The organism is Shewanella sp. SNU WT4, assembly GCF_006494715.1.
Lineage (GTDB): Bacteria > Pseudomonadota > Gammaproteobacteria > Enterobacterales > Shewanellaceae > Shewanella.
Map to the genome: position 1 here is coordinate 794,570 of NZ_CP041151.1, position 17,825 is coordinate 812,394.

At 44.9% G+C, this 17,825-nt stretch carries 17 protein-coding genes and 1 pseudogene; 8 read left to right on the forward strand and 10 right to left on the reverse strand.

Features of this window, described 5'->3' with window-relative positions:
- Nucleotides 1–132: 132 nt before the first annotated feature.
- The 6 genes and pseudogenes from FJQ87_RS03580 to FJQ87_RS18800 all read left to right on the forward strand — a co-directional run bounded on the left by FJQ87_RS03580 (nt 133) and on the right by FJQ87_RS18800 (nt 5,121).
- The gene (locus FJQ87_RS03580) at nt 133–477 is read left to right on the forward strand and encodes an IS66 family insertion sequence element accessory protein TnpB (protein WP_140930609.1); all 345 of its coding nucleotides are present in this window, start codon (nt 133–135) and stop codon (nt 475–477) included.
- Complete coding sequence (gene tnpB, locus FJQ87_RS03585) at nt 474–824, forward strand: IS66 family insertion sequence element accessory protein TnpB (RefSeq protein WP_140930611.1); 351 nt, start codon at nt 474–476, stop codon at nt 822–824. Before FJQ87_RS03580 ends, tnpB begins: the two co-directional genes overlap by 4 nt.
- A gap of 80 nt (nt 825–904) precedes the next feature.
- On the forward strand, nt 905–2,359 hold the full coding sequence (locus FJQ87_RS03590; RefSeq protein ID WP_140930613.1) for an IS66 family transposase: 1,455 nt from the start codon (nt 905–907) through the stop codon (nt 2,357–2,359).
- A gap of 136 nt (nt 2,360–2,495) precedes the next feature.
- Nucleotides 2,496–3,699: pseudogene (locus tag FJQ87_RS03595) on the forward strand (IS256 family transposase).
- Between the two features lie 537 nt (nt 3,700–4,236).
- On the forward strand, nt 4,237–4,806 hold the full coding sequence (locus FJQ87_RS18795) for a LysR family transcriptional regulator (RefSeq protein WP_240778817.1): 570 nt from the start codon (nt 4,237–4,239) through the stop codon (nt 4,804–4,806).
- A 30-nt stretch (nt 4,807–4,836) separates the two neighbouring features.
- Entirely contained in the window at nt 4,837–5,121 is a 285-nt protein-coding gene (locus tag FJQ87_RS18800) for a substrate-binding domain-containing protein (RefSeq protein WP_240778818.1), read from the forward strand.
- Between the two features lie 204 nt (nt 5,122–5,325).
- Here the strand turns inward: FJQ87_RS18800 and FJQ87_RS03605 are convergent, their stop codons facing one another.
- From FJQ87_RS03605 to nadC, 10 genes are all read right to left on the reverse strand, one after another.
- Entirely contained in the window at nt 5,326–7,014 is a 1,689-nt protein-coding gene (locus FJQ87_RS03605) for an amidohydrolase (RefSeq protein ID WP_240778819.1), read from the reverse strand.
- Between the two features lie 411 nt (nt 7,015–7,425).
- Nucleotides 7,426–7,827, reverse strand: coding sequence for an 8-oxo-dGTP diphosphatase MutT (gene mutT, locus FJQ87_RS03610; RefSeq protein WP_140930615.1), 402 nt, complete (start codon nt 7,825–7,827; stop codon nt 7,426–7,428).
- Nucleotides 7,824–8,042 carry a DNA gyrase inhibitor YacG gene (yacG, locus tag FJQ87_RS03615; RefSeq protein WP_140930617.1) on the reverse strand — a complete coding sequence of 73 codons (219 nt, stop codon included), beginning with the start codon at nt 8,040–8,042 and terminating at the stop codon, nt 7,824–7,826. Before yacG ends, mutT begins: the two co-directional genes overlap by 4 nt.
- 126 nt (nt 8,043–8,168) lie before the next feature.
- A complete protein-coding gene (gene zapD, locus FJQ87_RS03620) occupies nt 8,169–8,900 on the reverse strand; it encodes a cell division protein ZapD (protein WP_140930619.1) in 732 nt (243 codons plus the stop codon).
- A gap of 7 nt (nt 8,901–8,907) precedes the next feature.
- Nucleotides 8,908–9,513: a dephospho-CoA kinase gene (gene coaE, locus FJQ87_RS03625; protein WP_140930621.1), complete on the reverse strand. Its 606-nt coding sequence runs from the start codon at nt 9,511–9,513 to the stop codon at nt 8,908–8,910.
- 7 nt (nt 9,514–9,520) lie between these two features.
- Nucleotides 9,521–10,450 carry an A24 family peptidase gene (locus tag FJQ87_RS03630; RefSeq protein WP_140930623.1) on the reverse strand — a complete coding sequence of 310 codons (930 nt, stop codon included), beginning with the start codon at nt 10,448–10,450 and terminating at the stop codon, nt 9,521–9,523.
- 260 nt (nt 10,451–10,710) lie between these two features.
- Nucleotides 10,711–11,973: a type II secretion system F family protein gene (locus tag FJQ87_RS03635; RefSeq protein WP_140930625.1), complete on the reverse strand. Its 1,263-nt coding sequence runs from the start codon at nt 11,971–11,973 to the stop codon at nt 10,711–10,713.
- A 59-nt stretch (nt 11,974–12,032) separates the two neighbouring features.
- Nucleotides 12,033–13,739: a type IV-A pilus assembly ATPase PilB gene (pilB, locus tag FJQ87_RS03640; protein WP_140930627.1), complete on the reverse strand. Its 1,707-nt coding sequence runs from the start codon at nt 13,737–13,739 to the stop codon at nt 12,033–12,035.
- A gap of 15 nt (nt 13,740–13,754) precedes the next feature.
- A complete protein-coding gene (locus tag FJQ87_RS18910; RefSeq protein ID WP_140930629.1) occupies nt 13,755–14,177 on the reverse strand; it encodes a prepilin-type N-terminal cleavage/methylation domain-containing protein in 423 nt (140 codons plus the stop codon).
- An 829-nt stretch (nt 14,178–15,006) separates the two neighbouring features.
- A complete protein-coding gene (gene nadC, locus FJQ87_RS03650; RefSeq protein ID WP_140930631.1) occupies nt 15,007–15,885 on the reverse strand; it encodes a carboxylating nicotinate-nucleotide diphosphorylase in 879 nt (292 codons plus the stop codon).
- Nucleotides 15,886–16,119: 234 nt separating this feature from the next.
- Here nadC and ampD point away from each other — a divergent pair, with 234 nt between their 5' ends.
- On the forward strand, nt 16,120–16,734 hold the full coding sequence (gene ampD, locus FJQ87_RS03655) for a 1,6-anhydro-N-acetylmuramyl-L-alanine amidase AmpD (protein ID WP_140930633.1): 615 nt from the start codon (nt 16,120–16,122) through the stop codon (nt 16,732–16,734).
- Nucleotides 16,735–16,816: 82 nt separating this feature from the next.
- On the forward strand, nt 16,817–17,710 hold the full coding sequence (gene ampE, locus FJQ87_RS03660) for a beta-lactamase regulator AmpE (protein WP_140930635.1): 894 nt from the start codon (nt 16,817–16,819) through the stop codon (nt 17,708–17,710).
- Nucleotides 17,711–17,825 lie beyond the last annotated feature (115 nt).

A 17,825-nucleotide genomic window follows, 5' to 3' on the forward strand; every position in this document is an offset into this window, starting at 1 on the left:
GCAACGGGCTTTTTTCGTTAGTTTTTTGAGAGGTTTTTTATGCAGTTAGTGTAACCGTCCAGCGAACCACACCTCGCATCGTTAATCTGATTATTTGAAAATATCTGCTCATTGATAAATTTGGAGCAGGTGATGACAACTCACAAAACAAGTCAGCAGTGGCGACAGTTACTTTTACAACGCAATACTTTTAGTGGCACTAATATCGAATTTTGCCAGCAACATAATGTCTCGATTACCACCTATTATAAACAGCGCGCTTTACTGGGTAAGCAACAGTACCAGCCAAGCGTGTCAGAGCAAACATCTCACGCTACTCAATCACGCTTTATACAACTAAAACAAACCACCACTGAAGTCTGCACGCAAACTCATCAACACCCAGTGCTGTTTGATACCCGAACTGGCCAACTCACTCTTTCAGCGGATTTAGCAACAATAGATATCCTTACCATCATTAAGGGGCTAATGGTATGAAGATGTTTGTTGATGTGCCTTCCGTCTATTTATGTGCCGATGCTGTCGATTTTCGTAAATCAATTAACGGTTTGGCGGCTTTAGTCGAAGCAGAGCTAGAGCTGTCCGTCCTTAATGGTGCACTCTTTGTGTTTTGCAATAAAGGCCACGATAAACTCAAATTACTTTATTGGGATAACACCGGCTTTGCGCTATGGTATAAGCGATTAGACAAGCATAAGTTCAAATGGCCCAAACTCATATCACCCACAATGACATTAACCGAGCAGCAATTACACGGGTTATTAGGGGGTTATGATGTCATTGGCCACAGTAAAATTGATGTGACGGGTAAGCAACTACGTTAATATTTGCGATCAATTGATGATCATCAAAACAAGGTCAATTAGCACTACAAAGCCTTTCGATATGCCTTAACATAGGCGTCATGAAAAATGAACTCGCCCTTAAACAGCGCATTGCTGAACTTGAAAAACTGTTAGCGCAGAAGGATGCACTCATCGCAGCCTTGGAAGAGCGCTGGCGCTTGGCTCAACAAAAACAATTCGGCAAAAGTGCTGAAGGCTTTGTTGGGCAAGGCGAGTTATTCAATGAAGTAGAAGAGATTGTTGAAGCCGTTGAGGCCGAGCAACAAACCATTAGCTATACCCGCAAAAAGCCTGTGCGTAAGCCACTGCCAAAAGACTTACCTCGCGAGCAAGTTATCCATGATATCAAAGATAAGACCTGTGATTGCTGTGGCAGTGAGTTACATAAAATGGGCGAGGATAAATCAGAAAAGCTTGAGTTTATTCCAGCCCAAATCAAAGTGATTGAGCACATTAGGCCTAAATACGCTTGCCGCCACTGTGATAAATCCTCGACTCAACCGCCGATTAAACAAGCCTCAATGCCAGCAATGCCAATCAATAAAGGCATTGCTACAAGCAGTTTACTCAGTCAGCTTATCACCAGTAAATACCAATACGGGTTACCGCTTTATCGCCAGGAAGCGATGTTTAAGCAATATGGCATTGAGCTCAGTCGCCAGACAATGAGCAGCTGGATAGACAAATCAGCCACACTCTTCGCACCATTAGTTGAACGGCTTAAAACAGAGCTGTTAAAACAGCCCACGTTGTTTGCGGATGAAACGCCATTAAAAGTGGTGAAATCCGATAAAGTGAACAGCTACATGTGGGTCTATTGCTCAGGTCGAGATTCACCAGCCCCGAATAATCCTATCCCTAATATTGTGCTTTACGACTTCCATAACAGTCGGGCTGCCGCCTGCGTGGTCAATTATCTTGATGGATATCAAGCTTATGAAAAAACACAGGCAACCTTAGTGGGATGCTGGGCTCATGCTCGTCGTAAATTTATCGAGGCAAAAAAGCTGCAAGGCAAAAATAAAACCGGCAAAGCGGATATGGTATTAAGCCTTATCCAGAAATTGTACGGTGTAGAGTCACACATCAAAGATAAAACTACAGATGAAAAGTACATTGCCAGACAAGAGGCTAGCCTGCCTATCCTAGGCAAGCTAAAAGCATGGCTTGAGCAAAACCAGCCCAATTTAGTGGGTAATACCAAACTGATGGAGGCAGCTAATTACCTGGCTAATCAATGGCACAAACTCATTCGTTATGTTGATGATGGCAGATTGAGTATTGATAACAATCGTGCAGAGCGAGCAGTAAAACCGTTTGTGATTGGCCGAAAAAATTGGTTATTCAGTCAGACAGCTAATGGGGCTAATGCCAGTGCCACGCTTTACAGCATAGTAGAAACGGCCAAGGTCAATGGCTTAGTACCATTTGATTACATCATGGCCTGTCTTAATGAACTGTGCCAACCAGCACCGGATATCGACAGCCTGTTACCATGGAATTTTAAAAGATAGGTGTAGTTGCCCAGACGCTTACCAGTTAGTTAGCTAACGCGCTAGATGCAATGGATTTATGGCTTCTTGATAAGCCGTTGGTAGTGTTCATAATTCTGTGTCATTTCAGTAAAATATACAAAAACAGGAATGACACATGACCCAACCTTTTAACTTCGAACAAGCCCTTAAAGATCTGCAGTCAGGTAAAAGCCTCACAGGTAAAGACAGCATTCTTGGTCCACTGATCAAGCAACTCACTGAAGCGGCTCTCCAGGCTGAGCTTGAGCAGTATTTAGCGCATGATCCTCTGCCTAATCGTAAAAATGGCAAAACCCCTAAGACCATTAAGCATCCGTCCGGTAACTTTGAGTTAGACACCCCTAGAGACCGCAATGGCACTTTTGAGCCTCAGTTGATTAAGAAAAACCAAACTACGCTAACCGATGAAATCGAACGTAAAGTGTTATCGATGTTCAGTATAGGTATGAGCTATCGCGATATTAATCAACATGTTGAAGATATGTATGGGATCAATGTGTCTAACGCAACCGTCAGTGCTATCACTGATAAACTCATCCCCGAACTTAAAGCGTGGCAACAGCGCCCATTAGATAGCCATTATCCTATCGTTTGGCTTGATGCGATACATTCATAAAGTCAAAGAGGATGGGCGTTACGTCAGTAAAGCCGTTTACACATTGTTAGCGCTTAATATGAAAGGAAAAAAGGAAATTTTAGGGCTTCATTTATCCGAAAATGAAGGCGCTAATTACTGGCTATCCGTACTGACCGATCTTAATAATCGTGGTGTAAAAGATATTCTTATCGCCTGTGTTGACGGCTTGACCGGTTTCCCTGAGGCGATAGCCAGTATCTTCCCTAATACGGAAACACAGCTAGGTGTTATCCACCAGATCCGCAACTCAATGAAGTATGTCGCCTCAAAACATCAGAAAGCGTTTATGGCTGATTTAAAGCCTGTGTATCGAGCCGTGAGTAAAGAAGCCGCAGAGATGGCATTGGACGAACTGGAGGCCAAATGGGGTGATGCTTATCCGCTGGTAATCAACTCTTGGCGTCGCAAATGGCATAATTTGTCCCATTATTTTAGGTACCCAGAACATATCAGGAAAGTGATTTACACGACCAATGCCGTTGAGGCGGTACATCGCCAATTTAGAAAGCTCACCAAAACCAAAGGTGCTTTTCCTAATGAAAATAGCTTGTTGAAGCTACTTTATGCAGGCATATTAAACGCCTCAGATAAATGGACCATGCCAATCCACAATTGGAGCCTTTGTTTATCTCAGTTAGCGATTTATTTTGAAGGGCGTTTAGATAGCGTGCTAGAAATTTAAAAATTAGCCTGACACAGAATTTTGAACGCCCTCGGATTTATGGCTTCTTGATAAGCCGTTAAGTTCTAACTCCTCATCAATGATTCTTGTGCTATGTCGTCGGCCAGTAACTAATACAATTCAGCGCTTAGTACTAGCTACCGAATTTATAACCCTGTTCACATTAAGCTAATTGGCTATCAAAACTTCATTCCTGCAATGCATGTACACCGACCTCTGTGGTTTTAATGCCTTAATTGAGATGGGGTCGTCTTTAGGTGCTATTTAACTATAAATTTGCAGTCATCTGAGTTTCTGGGGGCTGCGGGAAGTTCGGATATATATTGGCTTGATGGGCTTGAGACCGCTAGGCAGTGGCATATCGGTGTTGAGCCTATTACAGGCTGTCGATAAATGGATAACGCAATATTTGGCGTAAGGTAAGTGGTTGTTGTGAATTACTATAACAACCACTGCGACTCTGATATGGTACTTATTAATCAATGGCTTTGATAAAAATTAATCTGTCGGAGCGGCTGTTATTTTGAGTATTTCCTGATGAATGCACTTCACTTAAAAGCTTTGTTGTTATCTATAGAAACGGGTTCGATTTCGGCGGCGGCACGTAAGCTCGGTAAGAAGCAGTCGCAGGTGAGCCAATGGATTTCAGATCTGGAAATTGATCTTGGGATCAGTTTTTTTGATCGCACTGGTAATAAAACGAGCTTGAGTAACGATGGCGAGCGCTTATTGCCGCACTTAACGCAGACCTTGAGTCAGATGGATAAGTTTGTGTGCAGCGCGGCTATGTTGGCGCAAGGTGAACCGACTTCGCTCACTATTGGCGTTGAAAACTATATTCCTGACAGGGTGTTTACCGAGCCTCTGGCGTTAGTGCTCGGTATCGCGCCATTAAGCGTTGAAGTGTATCGCGATGATAAAACTAAGCTCGAGCAAGATTTAAGGGATGGCTATGTGGATGTTGTTATCAGCCATGAGTCAGTAACCTTGCACCATAAGCATTTTGACTATTGCCGCTTAGGCCATTATCAAGAAATTTTAGTGTGTCATCATGACCATCCGCTAGCAAGGCTGGCTGAGACCCGAGCCATTAACAGCAATGATTAAAGTGAATATCGCGAGCTGGTGTGGGGGTGGGTGAAGGATGATGACAACGATGGCTTTAGCCCAAGTTACGGCGTATTTGCTGATATCTCGTCACTGATTGCCATGCTTAAACACAATAAGGGTTTTGCCTTTTTGCCGGCAGACAGTGTGGCCGCGCTGATTACTAGCGGTCAACTGGTAGAGCTTAGTTGTGACTTTGAGCTGACTGCGATTGCGCGCAAGGTGGAACTCTGTTGGCGCAGCGGCTTTACGCTGTGCGAGATTGGCCGTCAGGTGATAAATACTTTTAAGCAACATAATCAGTTAAATAGCTAAATTGGCGTTCATACCTAGAACTTAAAGCCTAGAACTTAATACCTAGAACTTAAAACTTAGCGGCTAATGATCGAGGTACCAGCTAGCAGCTATTGCATAACCACTTAACTAACCATGCCGCCCAAAATGTTGGCGGCATGGTGTTAGTTGCTGATGTTAGCTGCTGATGTTCACTGATGGGTTTACTGTTTAGCTGAGCGCTGGCTATTCATCGGCATCAAAAACCACTTCGCCTTGCAGCAAGGTCATTAAGATTTCAGTGTTAGCAATGGCATTGATAGGTAGGCGGGTAATGTCTTGCGCTAAGATCACTAAGTCTGCCGATTTCCCTACTTTAATTGAGCCAGTAATATCGCTAATGCCTAAGCTTGCGGCGGCATTGATGGTATAAGCATCTATGGCAGCATCAATATTGCTAAGGCCAGTACTTCCCATGTTAAGGCTGTTAGCTATGCCGACTAATGGGTTGATATCACGCACATTCCAGTCGCTACTTAAAGTGATGTTAGCGCCTGAATCAAAGATAGGTTTTAAGTTCATCATGGCGTGGGTGCGCTCGCTGCCAAGAAGCGGCAATGCCCATGGATGGTCGTGATTGGCCACATAATCTGAGCCTACCTGAAAATCTGCGATCACATCGAGCTTGGCAAAACGTGGCACATCTTTGGCATCCACTAATTCTACATGGGTTAAGCTATAAGCTTGCTGCGAGCCAAGGCTGCGGACATATTCAATAGCATTCAATGACTCACGCACCGCACCATCACCAATGGCATGAATATGCGCGCTATAACCAATCTGATTGAGCTTATCGAGCCAAGTGGTCATTTGCTTGGGCGCAATGTAGTTGATGCCATAGGGTTCATCTGGGATATAAGTCTCTAAATACGGAGCCAAAGTTTTAGCGGTGCCGTTAATGAAAATGCCATCGCTATACATTTTGGCTTGGTTTATCAGTAGTAAGCGCGACTTATCACTGGATTGGATTTTCTTTAAATAGGCTAATTGCGGCGCCATGGCATCGGCTGGGTAAATCCATGGCCGTAAAGAGACGCGCGCAGTTAAGTCACCGTCTTTCTCCGCTTGTTGCCACACTTCAAACCAGCCACGTTTCCAATATATGCGGCCATCGCCTATGGTAGTAATTCCATGGGCGGCGGCTTCAGCAAGGCCGGTCATTAAGCCGTCATAGCTTTGATTAAACTGATCATTGAGGCTGTTCCATGCCATCTCCATCACTATATCGCCAGCGTTATCAAATAAGATGCCATTAAGCTCGCCGTGTTCATCTTTAAGAATTTTGCCGCCTTGTGGCTCAGGGAAATCTTTAGTAATGCCTGCGCGTTTCAGCGCAACTGAGTTAACCCACATGGAGTGAGATGTTTGCTCCATGATGATGACGGGCTGGTCGGGAAAAATGCTATCAATAACGGCCAGCGGCGTAGTGCTATTAGCGTCATTTAAAATCGCGTCCAGTGAAAAGCCATAACCCAGCACCCAAGCGTTTGGAGTCGCTTGCTTACGGCATGCTGTTAAATAGGCAATTTGCTCAGTGAGCGCGGCACTGATGTTGAGCTCGCAGCTGCTACCCGCTGGCGATGCTGCTTCAAACACATGGTTGTGATTATCAATAAATCCTGGCATGACAAAGGCTTGCTCAATATCTATTACCTCAGTGGCGCTAGTGTGATACTCATCTACTTCATCTTCATGGCCAACAAAGACAATCTTGCCAGCAGCAATGGCAATAGTATCAGCCTCATCAAAACCATAAATCTTGGCGTTAGTGATAATCATGTCGGCGCTTGCCTTATCATGCGCCAGCAGCTCTTGCACCCTCTGTTCTTGTACCGATGGGGTTTTAGCGCTTTGAACTTGCGCGCCTATAGTCACGCATTGCGAGCAATGCTAAGCTGTATGCCTTCTTCATAGTTTCTCCCGGTAATAGTTCGTAATCTTATTGCCTATAAACAGCAAGGCTGGTATGAGGTAATGCTAGCGCGAGACAATCCACAAGGAAAAATAGTGAGTATCACAAGATTGGGATAGCAAGAATGCAGCTTGGATGGAATTAGCAATTAACGATGAAATGACATTCAATAAATGCCGCCGCAATATGGCTAGAGGATTATTGACGGAGGATTGGTTGATTGTGAGGCATTAACTCAAGTAGGTTAAAGTCGTTTACGGCCAATGGGTGTTAATCCTTAGCACTGGTTACAGCGGCTCAGCTAAGTATGAGAGGTTACCGCCAAGGACAGTGAGATTGCTATCTTGGCGGTATTGCAGCGATTATTTTGAATGCTAATGGCTACTAAGCTCTAGCAGTTTTTCTACTATGGCTTGATTGGCGGCAGGGAAATCAAAGCTTGGTAATTCAGCTTGGTTTACCCAGCGCACTTCTTGGCCTTCAAGCCCAATGGCATCGCCACTAAAATCGCTAATCAAGTGAATATCTAATAGCACTTGTTTATCTGAGTAATCAAAACTTTGCAGCATAAACGGCGTGCTGGCATGCACGGTGAGATTCACTTCTTCAGCGAGTTCACGCACTAGTGCATCGGTTACTTGTTCAAGTGCTTCAACTTTGCCGCCCGGAAACTCCCATTTACCGCCTTGATGTAAGTGCGCTGGCCGTTTGGCCAGTAACACTTGGCCGCGGTCGTTAATAATGACGCCGACGGCAACATGTACGCGTTGACTCATTTATCATCCTGTTTGAAAAAGTCGCCTTCATCATAACCAATGTCATCTAAGGCATCGATATCAAACTCTTGCTTAACGGGAATGGCATAGCTTTCACTGGCCCATTCGCCTAAATCGATAAGCTTGCATCTTTCGCTGCAAAAGGGGCGGAACAGGCTATCACTATTCCACGGGACTAAGGTTTGGCAGGTGGGGCACTTAACTGTGAGTGTCATAAGATTTGCGCCTAAGGTAAATGGCGCTAGTGTATCAGCTCATGTTGCGAGTGCAATCTGTCTGCTGATGAACTTGGGCGCAATCGGGTTAAGTTAAATTGGCGGCCAGCTGACTAAGTTAATAAGTTAGCGGCAATAGGCGACATCAAAAGCGATATCGGCATCTGTGTGTTTTTGGCTGCTAAAGTCGACAAAATGGATAGAAAAGCGATTGCGCAGGCCACTAATAGTTGGGTAACAACTTACGTTGGCTGGCACGCGCACGCGCAGTAAATTCAGCTCTCCTTGGCTTTGTTCTTGATAAAAGCCTCGGTTGGCAAGGTGCGGCACAAACTGCGCATTAGCGCGACTTAAGGTCAGTATGATGCGAATAGGAGTGAGTAGCGGCCAAAAGTGTTGGCACCAAGCTTGATACTCTTGCTGGCGCTGTGGCCAGCTTTTGGCGAGCCAAAAGTGCAACTGAGGTAAGTCAAAGTTGCAGCTTGCCCCAGGCATGCTAAGCCTTTGCTTGAGCGCCGCTAAAAACTTATCTTGTTTTAAAAAGCTGCCTAAACGCTCAGGTTTTTGTAGCTGCTCGCGGGCTAAGGTTAAATCCGCGGCAAAGCTTGCGAGTTCGCTGTTATCTATGTCGGGATACTGGTTCCACTCATAAATCGCCGCAAGGTGCCTATCAATATCCTTAATCACATCGCTGCGATAATCGCAGCGCTCTGTGAGTTCGCATAAGGAAAATAGCGGTAAAAACCCTTGATGTTGATGATCATTCTCTAAGCTCAGCTTAAGCTGCTCGGCTAAGTAATCTAAGCGCAAGTAACTGCGCATTTTTTCGTTAAGCGGCTGTTCAAAGATAATACTCATAAGCGGTTTAAGCCTTGCTAGCTAGCGTTAAGTAGTGTTGGTGAAGCGCGGCCACTCTGGCTTTAAGCGCTACAACATCTTGATTATTATTGATTACATCATCAGCCATTTTAAGTTTGTCGGCGCGTGCCATCTGGCTATTAATGATGTTTTGCACTTGCTCATTGGTTACTTGGTCGCGCGCGGCTGTGCGGGCAATTTGCTGCGAAGGGTCAACATCGACCAATAAGCTGCGATTAACTAAGCTATCTAAGCCGTTTTCAAATAGCAAGGGCACGACCCAAATCACGTAGCTAGATGTTGCTGTGTTGGTTTGCTTGAGCATCTCTTCGCGAATCAGTGGGTGCAGTAAACTGTTAAGCCACAGCCTTTGCTCGGGCTCACTAAATATCAGTTCTCGTAAGCAGCTGCGATTAAGCGCGCCGCTGTCATCCAAAATATCTGCGCCAAAGTGGGCAGTAATTGCCTTAAGGCCAGCAGTGCCAACATCCACCACTTCACGCGCCACAATATCGGCATCAATTAAATCAATGCCAAAGCTTGCAAACATATTGGCGACTGTGGTTTTGCCACTACCTATGCCGCCGGTAAGACCGATAATCATCTGGCTCATAAATCCTCTACGCTAAGCTTGCTAAATACCACTGAGTAATAGACTCACCAAACAGTAGGGCTATCCAACCTGCGAGTGCAATATAAGGGCCAAACGGCATAGGGCTACCTTGCTCCATGCGTTTACTTAGCATTAAACCTATGCCAATAACGGCGCCTAAAACCGATGATAATAAGATAATTAATGGCAGCATTTGCCAACCAAGCCAAGCGCCAAACAGCGCCATTAGCTTAAAATCACCGTAGCCCATGCCTTCTTTGCCTGTGAGTAATTTAAAGCCCCAAAATACTGACCATAAACTTAAATACCCTGCCATGGCGCCAATCACGGCTGAGTAAATATCGGTATAAAGACCATTAAGATTAAGTAGCAGCCCTAACCACAATAGTGGCAGCGTGAGTTGATCAGGCAGTAGCATCTCATCAAAATCTATCCAAGTCATGGCAACCAAGCCAAAGGTTAATAAGCTTGCCCAAGCAAAAGCGCTGGTGGCGCCAAAATGCCAAGCGAGCACAGTCACTAGTAATCCGGTTAAGGCTTCCACTAACGGGTAGCGACTAGAAATTGGCGTGCTGCAATGGCCGCACCTGCCTTTTAATAACAACCAGCCAAGCACAGGGATATTTTGCCAAGGCTTAATGGCAGTGTGACACTTGGGGCAGGCCGAACCTGGCACGATTAAATTGTATTTAGCGGGGTAGCCATCTTGTGGCGCTCTTAAGGCGCTTAAGATAGGTTTGAGCTGCTTAGGGTCTAGCTTAATATTCTCGTTATGCTCAAGATAATCATGGCATTCTTGCTGCCATTCGCGCTTCATCATAATCGGCAGGCGATGGATAACCACATTAAGAAAACTGCCTATGGTGGCGGCAAAGATAAAACTTAGGCTATAAAACAGCCAAGGTTGGGAGTCCATTAAGGCGATAAATTCGGTCATAAAGTTATTCTTTGGCTGTAAGCCCAGTAGTTGCGGGCGTCTGGATTAAGGACTTAAAAACAACTAAGCCCTTAGTGATAAAGGGCTTAATCATTAATGGTTTATTCTTTTGGCTATTAAGCTATGTTACCGCGATTTTGCAGGCTTGGAACGCAAATTTATGGGCTAATGAATGCGCTAGTTGATACGCTAACATACTTAAGCCTGATAATAGGCTTAATTGGGGCTTAACGTAGCCAACCATTAGTCGCCAACCACTCTTAGCTAACCACATTACCCATTTCAAAAATAGGTAAGTACATGCCTACTATCAGGCCGCCGACTAAGGTACCAATTACTACCATCATGATAGGTTCAATTAAGCTTGATAAGCCATCAACGGCGTCATCCACCTGCATCTCATAGATATTGGCGACCTTGTTGAGCATGTTATCAAGGGATCCCGACTCTTCACCTATCATCACCATTTGGATCAGCATGTCAGGGAATAATTTAGTGGTTTGCATGGCAACGTTCATTTGCATGCCGGCCATCACTTCTTGGCGGACCTTTAGTAAAGCCTGGCGGTATACGGCATTGCCAGAGGCGCCGGCAGCACTTTCTAGGCCATCAATTAATGGTACGCCCGCGGCAAACGTGGTAGCTAAGGTGCGGGCAAAGCGTGCCATCGCCGCTTTATGCAAAATATCACCTATGGCGGGGATTTTGAGTACCATTTCATCGACGCGATCGCGAAATAATTGTGAGTTATGGTGGGCGCGTTTAAATAACCAGATGCCAATAATAATGCCGCCGGCAAAGTAATGCCACGAGGCTTGCAGCGCTTCAGAAATGGCAATAATAAACTGGGTAAAGGCGGGCAGTTCGGCGCCAAAGCCATTAAAGATTTCTTGAAATTGCGGCACTACCATTAGCAATAATAAGGTGGTTACGCCAATTGCCACTACTACCACAGCGGCAGGGTAAAACATGGCTTTTTTAATTTTAGACTTTAAGGCTTCGGCCTTTTCTTTATAAAGGGCAATGCGGTCAAACACTTGCTCAAGGGCGCCGGAATGCTCGCCTGCTGCCACTAAGTCGACATAGAGTTCATCAAAATACTGGCGATAAGGGCGAATCGAGTCAGAAAGTGGAATACCGGTTTTTAGGTCGTTAATGATATTGGCCAATAATTCGCGCATTTTAGCTTTTTCATGGCCGCGCCCTAATAGTTCTAAGGTAGTCACAATCGGCACGCCAGCGGCTAACATGGTTGCGATTTGACGAGTGACCATAGCGATATCCATGGCCGTTATTTTCTTCTCACTTTTAAATAATGGTGCCGACTTTTTGTTAATAGATTTAGTGGTAATACCTTGTGTCTTAAGTATGGCTTTAACTTCAGCGTTACTTGTGCCCTTGAGCTCACCGCTGGTGCGTTTACCGTCGCGATTTATGCCTTTCCAAGCAAAGGTAAATACCTTAGGTTGAGCTTTAACGGCTTTGTCGCTGGATTTTTTGCTTTTGGCAAGTGAGCTAGCCATTCGAACCTCTTGGAAATACTTGAATGTTGAATAACACTGCTTAAAAAGCTTAAGCGTACTTAAAAACTAGTGACGCGGTTAATTTCTGCCAAGCTGGTCATGCCTTGAATCACTTTTAATAATCCAGATTGGCGCAAATCATTCATGCCTTGCTGCTTGGCAACATCATTGATTTGTAGGGAATTACCACCCTCCATAATGATGCGGGATATTTCATCACTCATCTTTAGGGTTTCATAAATACCTACTCGGCCTTTGTAACCGCCAGCGCAAGCATCGCAGCCCACTGGCTTATAGAGGGTAAAACCGTGGCCAATTTGCTCTTCACTAAAGCCTAAACGCAGCAATTCATGTTGGGGTACATCTTCTGGCTCGCGGCAATGGGGGCAGAGCCTACGGGCTAAGCGCTGGGCAATAATTAAATTGACAGAACTTGCTATGTTGTAACCCGGCACGCCCATATTGATTAAGCGGGTTAAGGTTTCGGAAGCCGAGTTGGTATGTAAGGTGCTTAATACTAAGTGACCGGTTTGCGCCGCTTTAATGGCAATTTCAGCGGTTTCTAAGTCACGGATTTCACCCACCATCACCACATCTGGGTCTTGACGCAAGAATGAGCGCAAGGCGGACGCAAAGGTTAGCCCCGCCTTTAAATTAATGTGAACTTGATTGACGCCTTCTAAGTTTATTTCTACCGGATCTTCGGCGGTAGAAATATTGCGCTCTGTGGTATTAAGAATATTAAGGCCAGTATAAAGGGATACGGTTTTGCCTGAGCCCGTGGGGCCTGTGACTAAAATCATGCCCTGAGGTTTGGCTAGCATCTCCATATACAAGGCTTGTTGCTCGGGCTCATAACCGAGTTTTTCAATACCAAGCTGCGCAGAAGATGAGTCTAAAATACGCATTACGATTTTTTCCCCCCACAGGGTTGGGAGGCTAGATACTCGAAAATCTATGCTTTTGGTGCGCGATAATTTCATTTTAATGCGGCCATCTTGTGGCACTCGGCGCTCAGCAATATCAAGTTTGGCCATGACCTTTAAGCGCGCCGATATTCGATTGCTTAAGTTAATCGGCGGTTCTGATACTTGATGCAAGATACCATCAATACGAAAGCGCACGCGGTAGCGTTTTTCATAAGGCTCAAAATGTAAATCGGACGCCCCTTTTCGAATGGCATCGGTCAGAATCTTATTGATATACATGACGATAGGCGCTTCATCGGCCTCATCTTTAATATCATCAAGGTTGTTACTGGTATCTTGCACTTCCATATCGGCCAAGGCCGACTCATCCATATTGCCAAAATCTAGGCTAGATAAATCATCTTCAAGCACCTTTTCAAGGGCTTTAGCGAGCTTATCTTCTTCTACTAATATGGGTTCTGCGTGCAGGCCGGCACTAAATTGAAAGTCTTCGAGGGCATTAAAATTAGTGGGATCAGAGGTGGCGATATACAGGCGTTTACCGCGCTCAAACAGCGGCAGGCAGCGGTGCTTTTCAATCAGTTTTTTATTAAGAAATTTTTCTGGAATTAAGCTTAAATCAAACTCGGCTAAATCAAGCAGCGGCGTGCCGTATTCTTGATAGCAAAGCTCAGAAATGGTTTTAGCGGAGATAATATTATCCGCCACCAGAGTCGCAACTAAGCTCTGGCGGCGGCTTTTTGACTGACCAATAGCTGCATTTAGCTGCTCAGTGGTGAGCAGCCCTTGTTTAATGAAGAGGGTCGATAACCCTAAATGTAGGCTAGTGGTAGACATAGATTATGCTTCTGGTTAGCCTGCTGCTGCTGCTGCTGATAAGCCTGCGCCTTTTTTACATAATTCGAGATCAGCGGCTGCACCCGTCATGGTAAAGGTTACCCCACCTGCACCATCAAACTCAGCTTTTAAGACGCATTTCGATTCAGTCCACACCAATTCCATCGAAGTATCTTTTTTAAGTTCAGCCGTTAGAGCTTTAAATTTTTTATTTTTTTCAACTTCAGCTTTAATGCCTTCGCAGCCAATAGCTGTTTGGTGACAAGCTTGGATTTTTTGGGCGTAAGCGGTAATGCCTTTCATTGCTGCACTACCTTCCGCACTTGTGACATAGTCTTTATACGCGGGCAGCGCGATGGCGGCCAGAATACCGATAATGGCTACTACTATCATCAGTTCAATCAGGGTAAAACCCTTGGTTTTGTTAATCGCTTTCATGTGTGACTCCATTAATAAAAGTGCAGGGTGTTGCCCTGATGTCCTTGTGGGTTGCGCCTTTGCTGGCTTCCCTCAAAAATGGTCATGAATCATAGATAAGTGACCATTGAGTTATCCTATTTTTATTAGATTAATTTACTGTAAAACTTAAAGAGTGCGCGAGCGCGCAAGGCTGAAGATAGGGGACTAGCACTCGGGGCAATGTAGCTGTTGGCATAATTGCGTAGAGTGAGGGGCTTGTATTACATTCAGCGCACATTGCTGATTTAGCTAGTTAGCTAAATTCGCGGTTATGCGTGTCCAAACCTTGTTGTTTTAGTCAGTTCCATCTGCATTCTTGCTGAACTCAAACAGAATAAGCTTAGCTGCAATCACTAGGCTTGCTCTATCTGTTATTAACTTTGGTGATTGTTAATAGCATTAAGGCTTACATGTAATACGTTAGTATAATTGTGGCGCAAATGGAATCGTTTGTTTTGTTAATTTTGCGCTAAATTGATGTATCTCTTTAAAAATTTACTTAAGCGGTCAAATTTACGCCAACCCTTTGGCGGCAAGACAAGTAACGACAATAAGATTGACGCAGTCAAACTATTGACTGACGCGAAAATGTGAGTTTTTTTTGAGTTTGGGCGGAAGTTCCCGTAAAGCGAGTGGATTGAATTTTTGGCAGGGCAAAGATGGGTGAAGGTGAGTTACTTTATAAATGATCTCGCCAGTTAACAGGTAACTGACGAGTTAATTTAGCTAATTTTCTTGCTCTGGCGTTTATTTGGCTTGGCTTTTAAATAGAGCTTAGTTTTAGATTGAACTCAGTTTCAGCTAGAGCTTAGCTTTTTAGGCGCAGTGATAAGTCAAGGGCGCGCACATGCTTAGTGAGCGCACCGACCGAGATAAAATCCACCCCAGTATTGGCATAAGCTGTGATGGTATCTAAGGTGACATTGCCTGACACTTCAAGCTTAGTGTGTTGCCCTTGGGCGATAAAGCCTTGATTGATAGCCACAGCATCAAGCATTTGGCTCACTTCAAAATTATCGAGCATGATAATATCGGCGCCGCCATTTAGGGCTTGCGTGAGCTCATCTAAGTTTTCCACTTCCACTTCCACAGGCTTAGTGGCATCGACTGCGCGCGCCGCTTTAATCGCCGCGGCAATACCACCGCATGCCATGATGTGGTTCTCTTTAATAAGGAAAGCATCAAATAAACCGATTCTATGGTTTTTACCGCCGCCGCAGGTCACTGCATATTTTTGCGCGGTTCTAAGCCCAGGTATGGTTTTACGGGTATCAAGTAAGCGAGTGTGGGTGCCGCTTAGCTTATCGACATACCGCTTAGTTAAGCTAGCAACGCCGCTTAAGGTTTGAATAAAGTTCATGGCGGTGCGCTCGCCGGTTAAAATCGCGCGGGCTGGACCACTGAATTCGCATAGCACTTGGTTGGCGATAACTAAATCACCATCATCCACATGCCAGTGCAAGGCAACATCGCCGCCCAGTTGATTAAACACTTGCTCGGCCCACGCTTTGCCGCAAAACACGCCATCTTCACGGGTAATTAAAGTGGCTTCGGCGTACTTGTCAGCAGGGATTAATTGGGCGGTAATATCGTGATCCAGTGGGTTATCGCTGCCAAGATGAGCGGCTAAGCCTAAATCTTCATCGAGCGCCTGTTTAACGCTAAGGCGAATATCATTTTCCAACATGTTCAGGATCCTAGTAACAACTCGAAATTGGCTAGAGAGTAGCATAAATGCCAAAGTGTGAGCTAGATTGCGGGTGGCCAAACTTAAGCATTTAATGCGTTCGCCATGGTTGATTTACTGCTGCATCTTCTTAAACATATCTAGTCATATTTGTTTTACTATAGACGCAGTGTGTGGCACTTAATGCGCAGAACAGGCTAGTCATAGCCGCTAAGGTCATTGGAGTCAGCCTTAATGATTAATCACAAAAAAAATGCAGCAACTCTTGGGTTACTTTGGCAAGACGGTTGGTATTTAGCGGCCAGTAAACGGGCGTCGCCGTTTTTTAATGCGCGCCCGCAAGGTGACGTGAGCTTAGGGCAGGTGAATTTAAGTGAAGTGAGCTTATTAGTCATTCATCACATTAGCCTGCCCGCAGGGGAATTTAGTGGTCACTTTGTCGATGACTTATTTATGGGAGCCTTAGATTGCAAGGCCCACCCAAGCTTTGCTGAGCTAAACGGCCTTGAAGTGTCAGCCCATTTTTTTATTCGCCGTGATGGTGAGCTTATTCAATACGTGAGCTGCGATGACAGAGCTTGGCATGCGGGTGTGTCTTGTTTCGATGGCCGTGACAATTGTAACGATTTTGCCATAGGTATTGAGCTTGAAGGCACAGGGGAAACTGCTTATACCGCGGCGCAATATCGACAACTAATTAAATTAACTAATGACATAACAGTGGCTTATCCAAAAATAACTGTGGATAGAATTTGTGGGCATAGCGATATTGCGCCAGGGCGTAAACATGATCCAGGTGCCAGTTTTGATTGGATTGGCTACCGACAAGGCTTGCAAGCGTCAAGATAGTGATACTATGGGCTAATGGATGCTTTGCGAGCTTGAGCCTAGTGTTGCTTAAGCTCATGACACAATAATTCAAGGATATATCATGGCTCTGTTTTCTTTTTTGGTTGCTATCTTGGTCGAGCGTTTCAAGGTGCTGCCTTTATCGCTGCAATTAGACAGGTTACTTAATCGGTATCATTTGTCCTTGTTTGGCGATAAACAAGTCCGCAATCTAGGGCTGTTGGCATTAGCCTTAGTGCTGCCAAGTGTGACTGTGGCTTTGCTGCTCTATGCCGTGCAAGGCATGTTTTGGGGCGCGCTCTCATTAACCTTGTGGGTGCTGGTGGCGATTTTATGTTTTAGCCATTTAGATCAACGCCAAATATTTAAGCGTTATATTCAAGCGGCTTGCCGCGGCGATATACAAGCTTGTTATCACTATGCGGGCCAGTTAGATTGCAGCGAATGCTTAGATGCCATTAATAGTCGCGATCTCGGCTTAAAGGTGGGGCAGAGCGTTGCTTGGATCAATTACCGTTTTTATGGCGCCATTGCTTTATTCTTTATTTTCTTAGGGCCTGTGGGCGCAGTGTTTTATTGCACTGTACGTTTTTATGACGAGCAGCGCCGCCGACGCCAGCTTAATTTACCTTTAGTGGCGCAATTGTTATTTGTGCTGGATTGGTTGCCTAGCCGCCTGTTTTCTTTTGGCTTCTCTTTGTGCGGTGAATTTAATCGCGGCTTTAGTGTATGGCGCCAGTTAGCGATCAACCCTAAAGTCAGTGCGCGGCAGTTAGTGGCTGAAACTGCCATGGCAGCGCAAGTGTTAGCGTTTAATGAGGTGGAAGATGATGAACAAACAACGGAAAGTCATCATCAAGATGCCAGTTGTTTAGAGCTCGAACCTACCTTAGCTATGCTCGCGTTGAGTAAACGCAACTTTATCTTGTTAGTAGTGGTGTTATCTTTGCTAACGATTTTTGGGGTGGTTAACTAGATATCTGGCTTAATAACAATCACTTAATGAATAAACCGTAGCGTAAATGCTGCGGTTTTTTTTTGCCAGATTGCTGATATTCTAAAAACTGTGCGTTAGATCGATTAAGGCAATC

Bases quoted from the DNA above. Each gene is read 5' to 3' on its own strand.
- FJQ87_RS03580 (WP_140930609.1), top strand. From the start codon at position 133: ATGACAACTCACAAAACAAGTCAGCAGTGGCGACAGTTACTTTTACAA.
- tnpB (WP_140930611.1), top strand. From the start codon at position 474: ATGAAGATGTTTGTTGATGTGCCTTCCGTCTATTTATGTGCCGATGCT.
- FJQ87_RS03590 (WP_140930613.1), top strand. From the start codon at position 905: ATGAAAAATGAACTCGCCCTTAAACAGCGCATTGCTGAACTTGAAAAA.
- FJQ87_RS18795 (WP_240778817.1), top strand. From the start codon at position 4,237: ATGAATGCACTTCACTTAAAAGCTTTGTTGTTATCTATAGAAACGGGT.
- mutT (WP_140930615.1), bottom strand. From the start codon at position 7,827: ATGAGTCAACGCGTACATGTTGCCGTCGGCGTCATTATTAACGACCGC.
- yacG (WP_140930617.1), bottom strand. From the start codon at position 8,042: ATGACACTCACAGTTAAGTGCCCCACCTGCCAAACCTTAGTCCCGTGG.
- zapD (WP_140930619.1), bottom strand. From the start codon at position 8,900: ATGAGTATTATCTTTGAACAGCCGCTTAACGAAAAAATGCGCAGTTAC.
- coaE (WP_140930621.1), bottom strand. From the start codon at position 9,513: ATGAGCCAGATGATTATCGGTCTTACCGGCGGCATAGGTAGTGGCAAA.
- FJQ87_RS03630 (WP_140930623.1), bottom strand. From the start codon at position 10,450: ATGACCGAATTTATCGCCTTAATGGACTCCCAACCTTGGCTGTTTTAT.
- FJQ87_RS03635 (WP_140930625.1), bottom strand. From the start codon at position 11,973: ATGGCTAGCTCACTTGCCAAAAGCAAAAAATCCAGCGACAAAGCCGTT.
- pilB (WP_140930627.1), bottom strand. From the start codon at position 13,739: ATGTCTACCACTAGCCTACATTTAGGGTTATCGACCCTCTTCATTAAA.
- FJQ87_RS18910 (WP_140930629.1), bottom strand. From the start codon at position 14,177: ATGAAAGCGATTAACAAAACCAAGGGTTTTACCCTGATTGAACTGATG.
- nadC (WP_140930631.1), bottom strand. From the start codon at position 15,885: ATGTTGGAAAATGATATTCGCCTTAGCGTTAAACAGGCGCTCGATGAA.
- ampD (WP_140930633.1), top strand. From the start codon at position 16,120: ATGATTAATCACAAAAAAAATGCAGCAACTCTTGGGTTACTTTGGCAA.
- ampE (WP_140930635.1), top strand. From the start codon at position 16,817: ATGGCTCTGTTTTCTTTTTTGGTTGCTATCTTGGTCGAGCGTTTCAAG.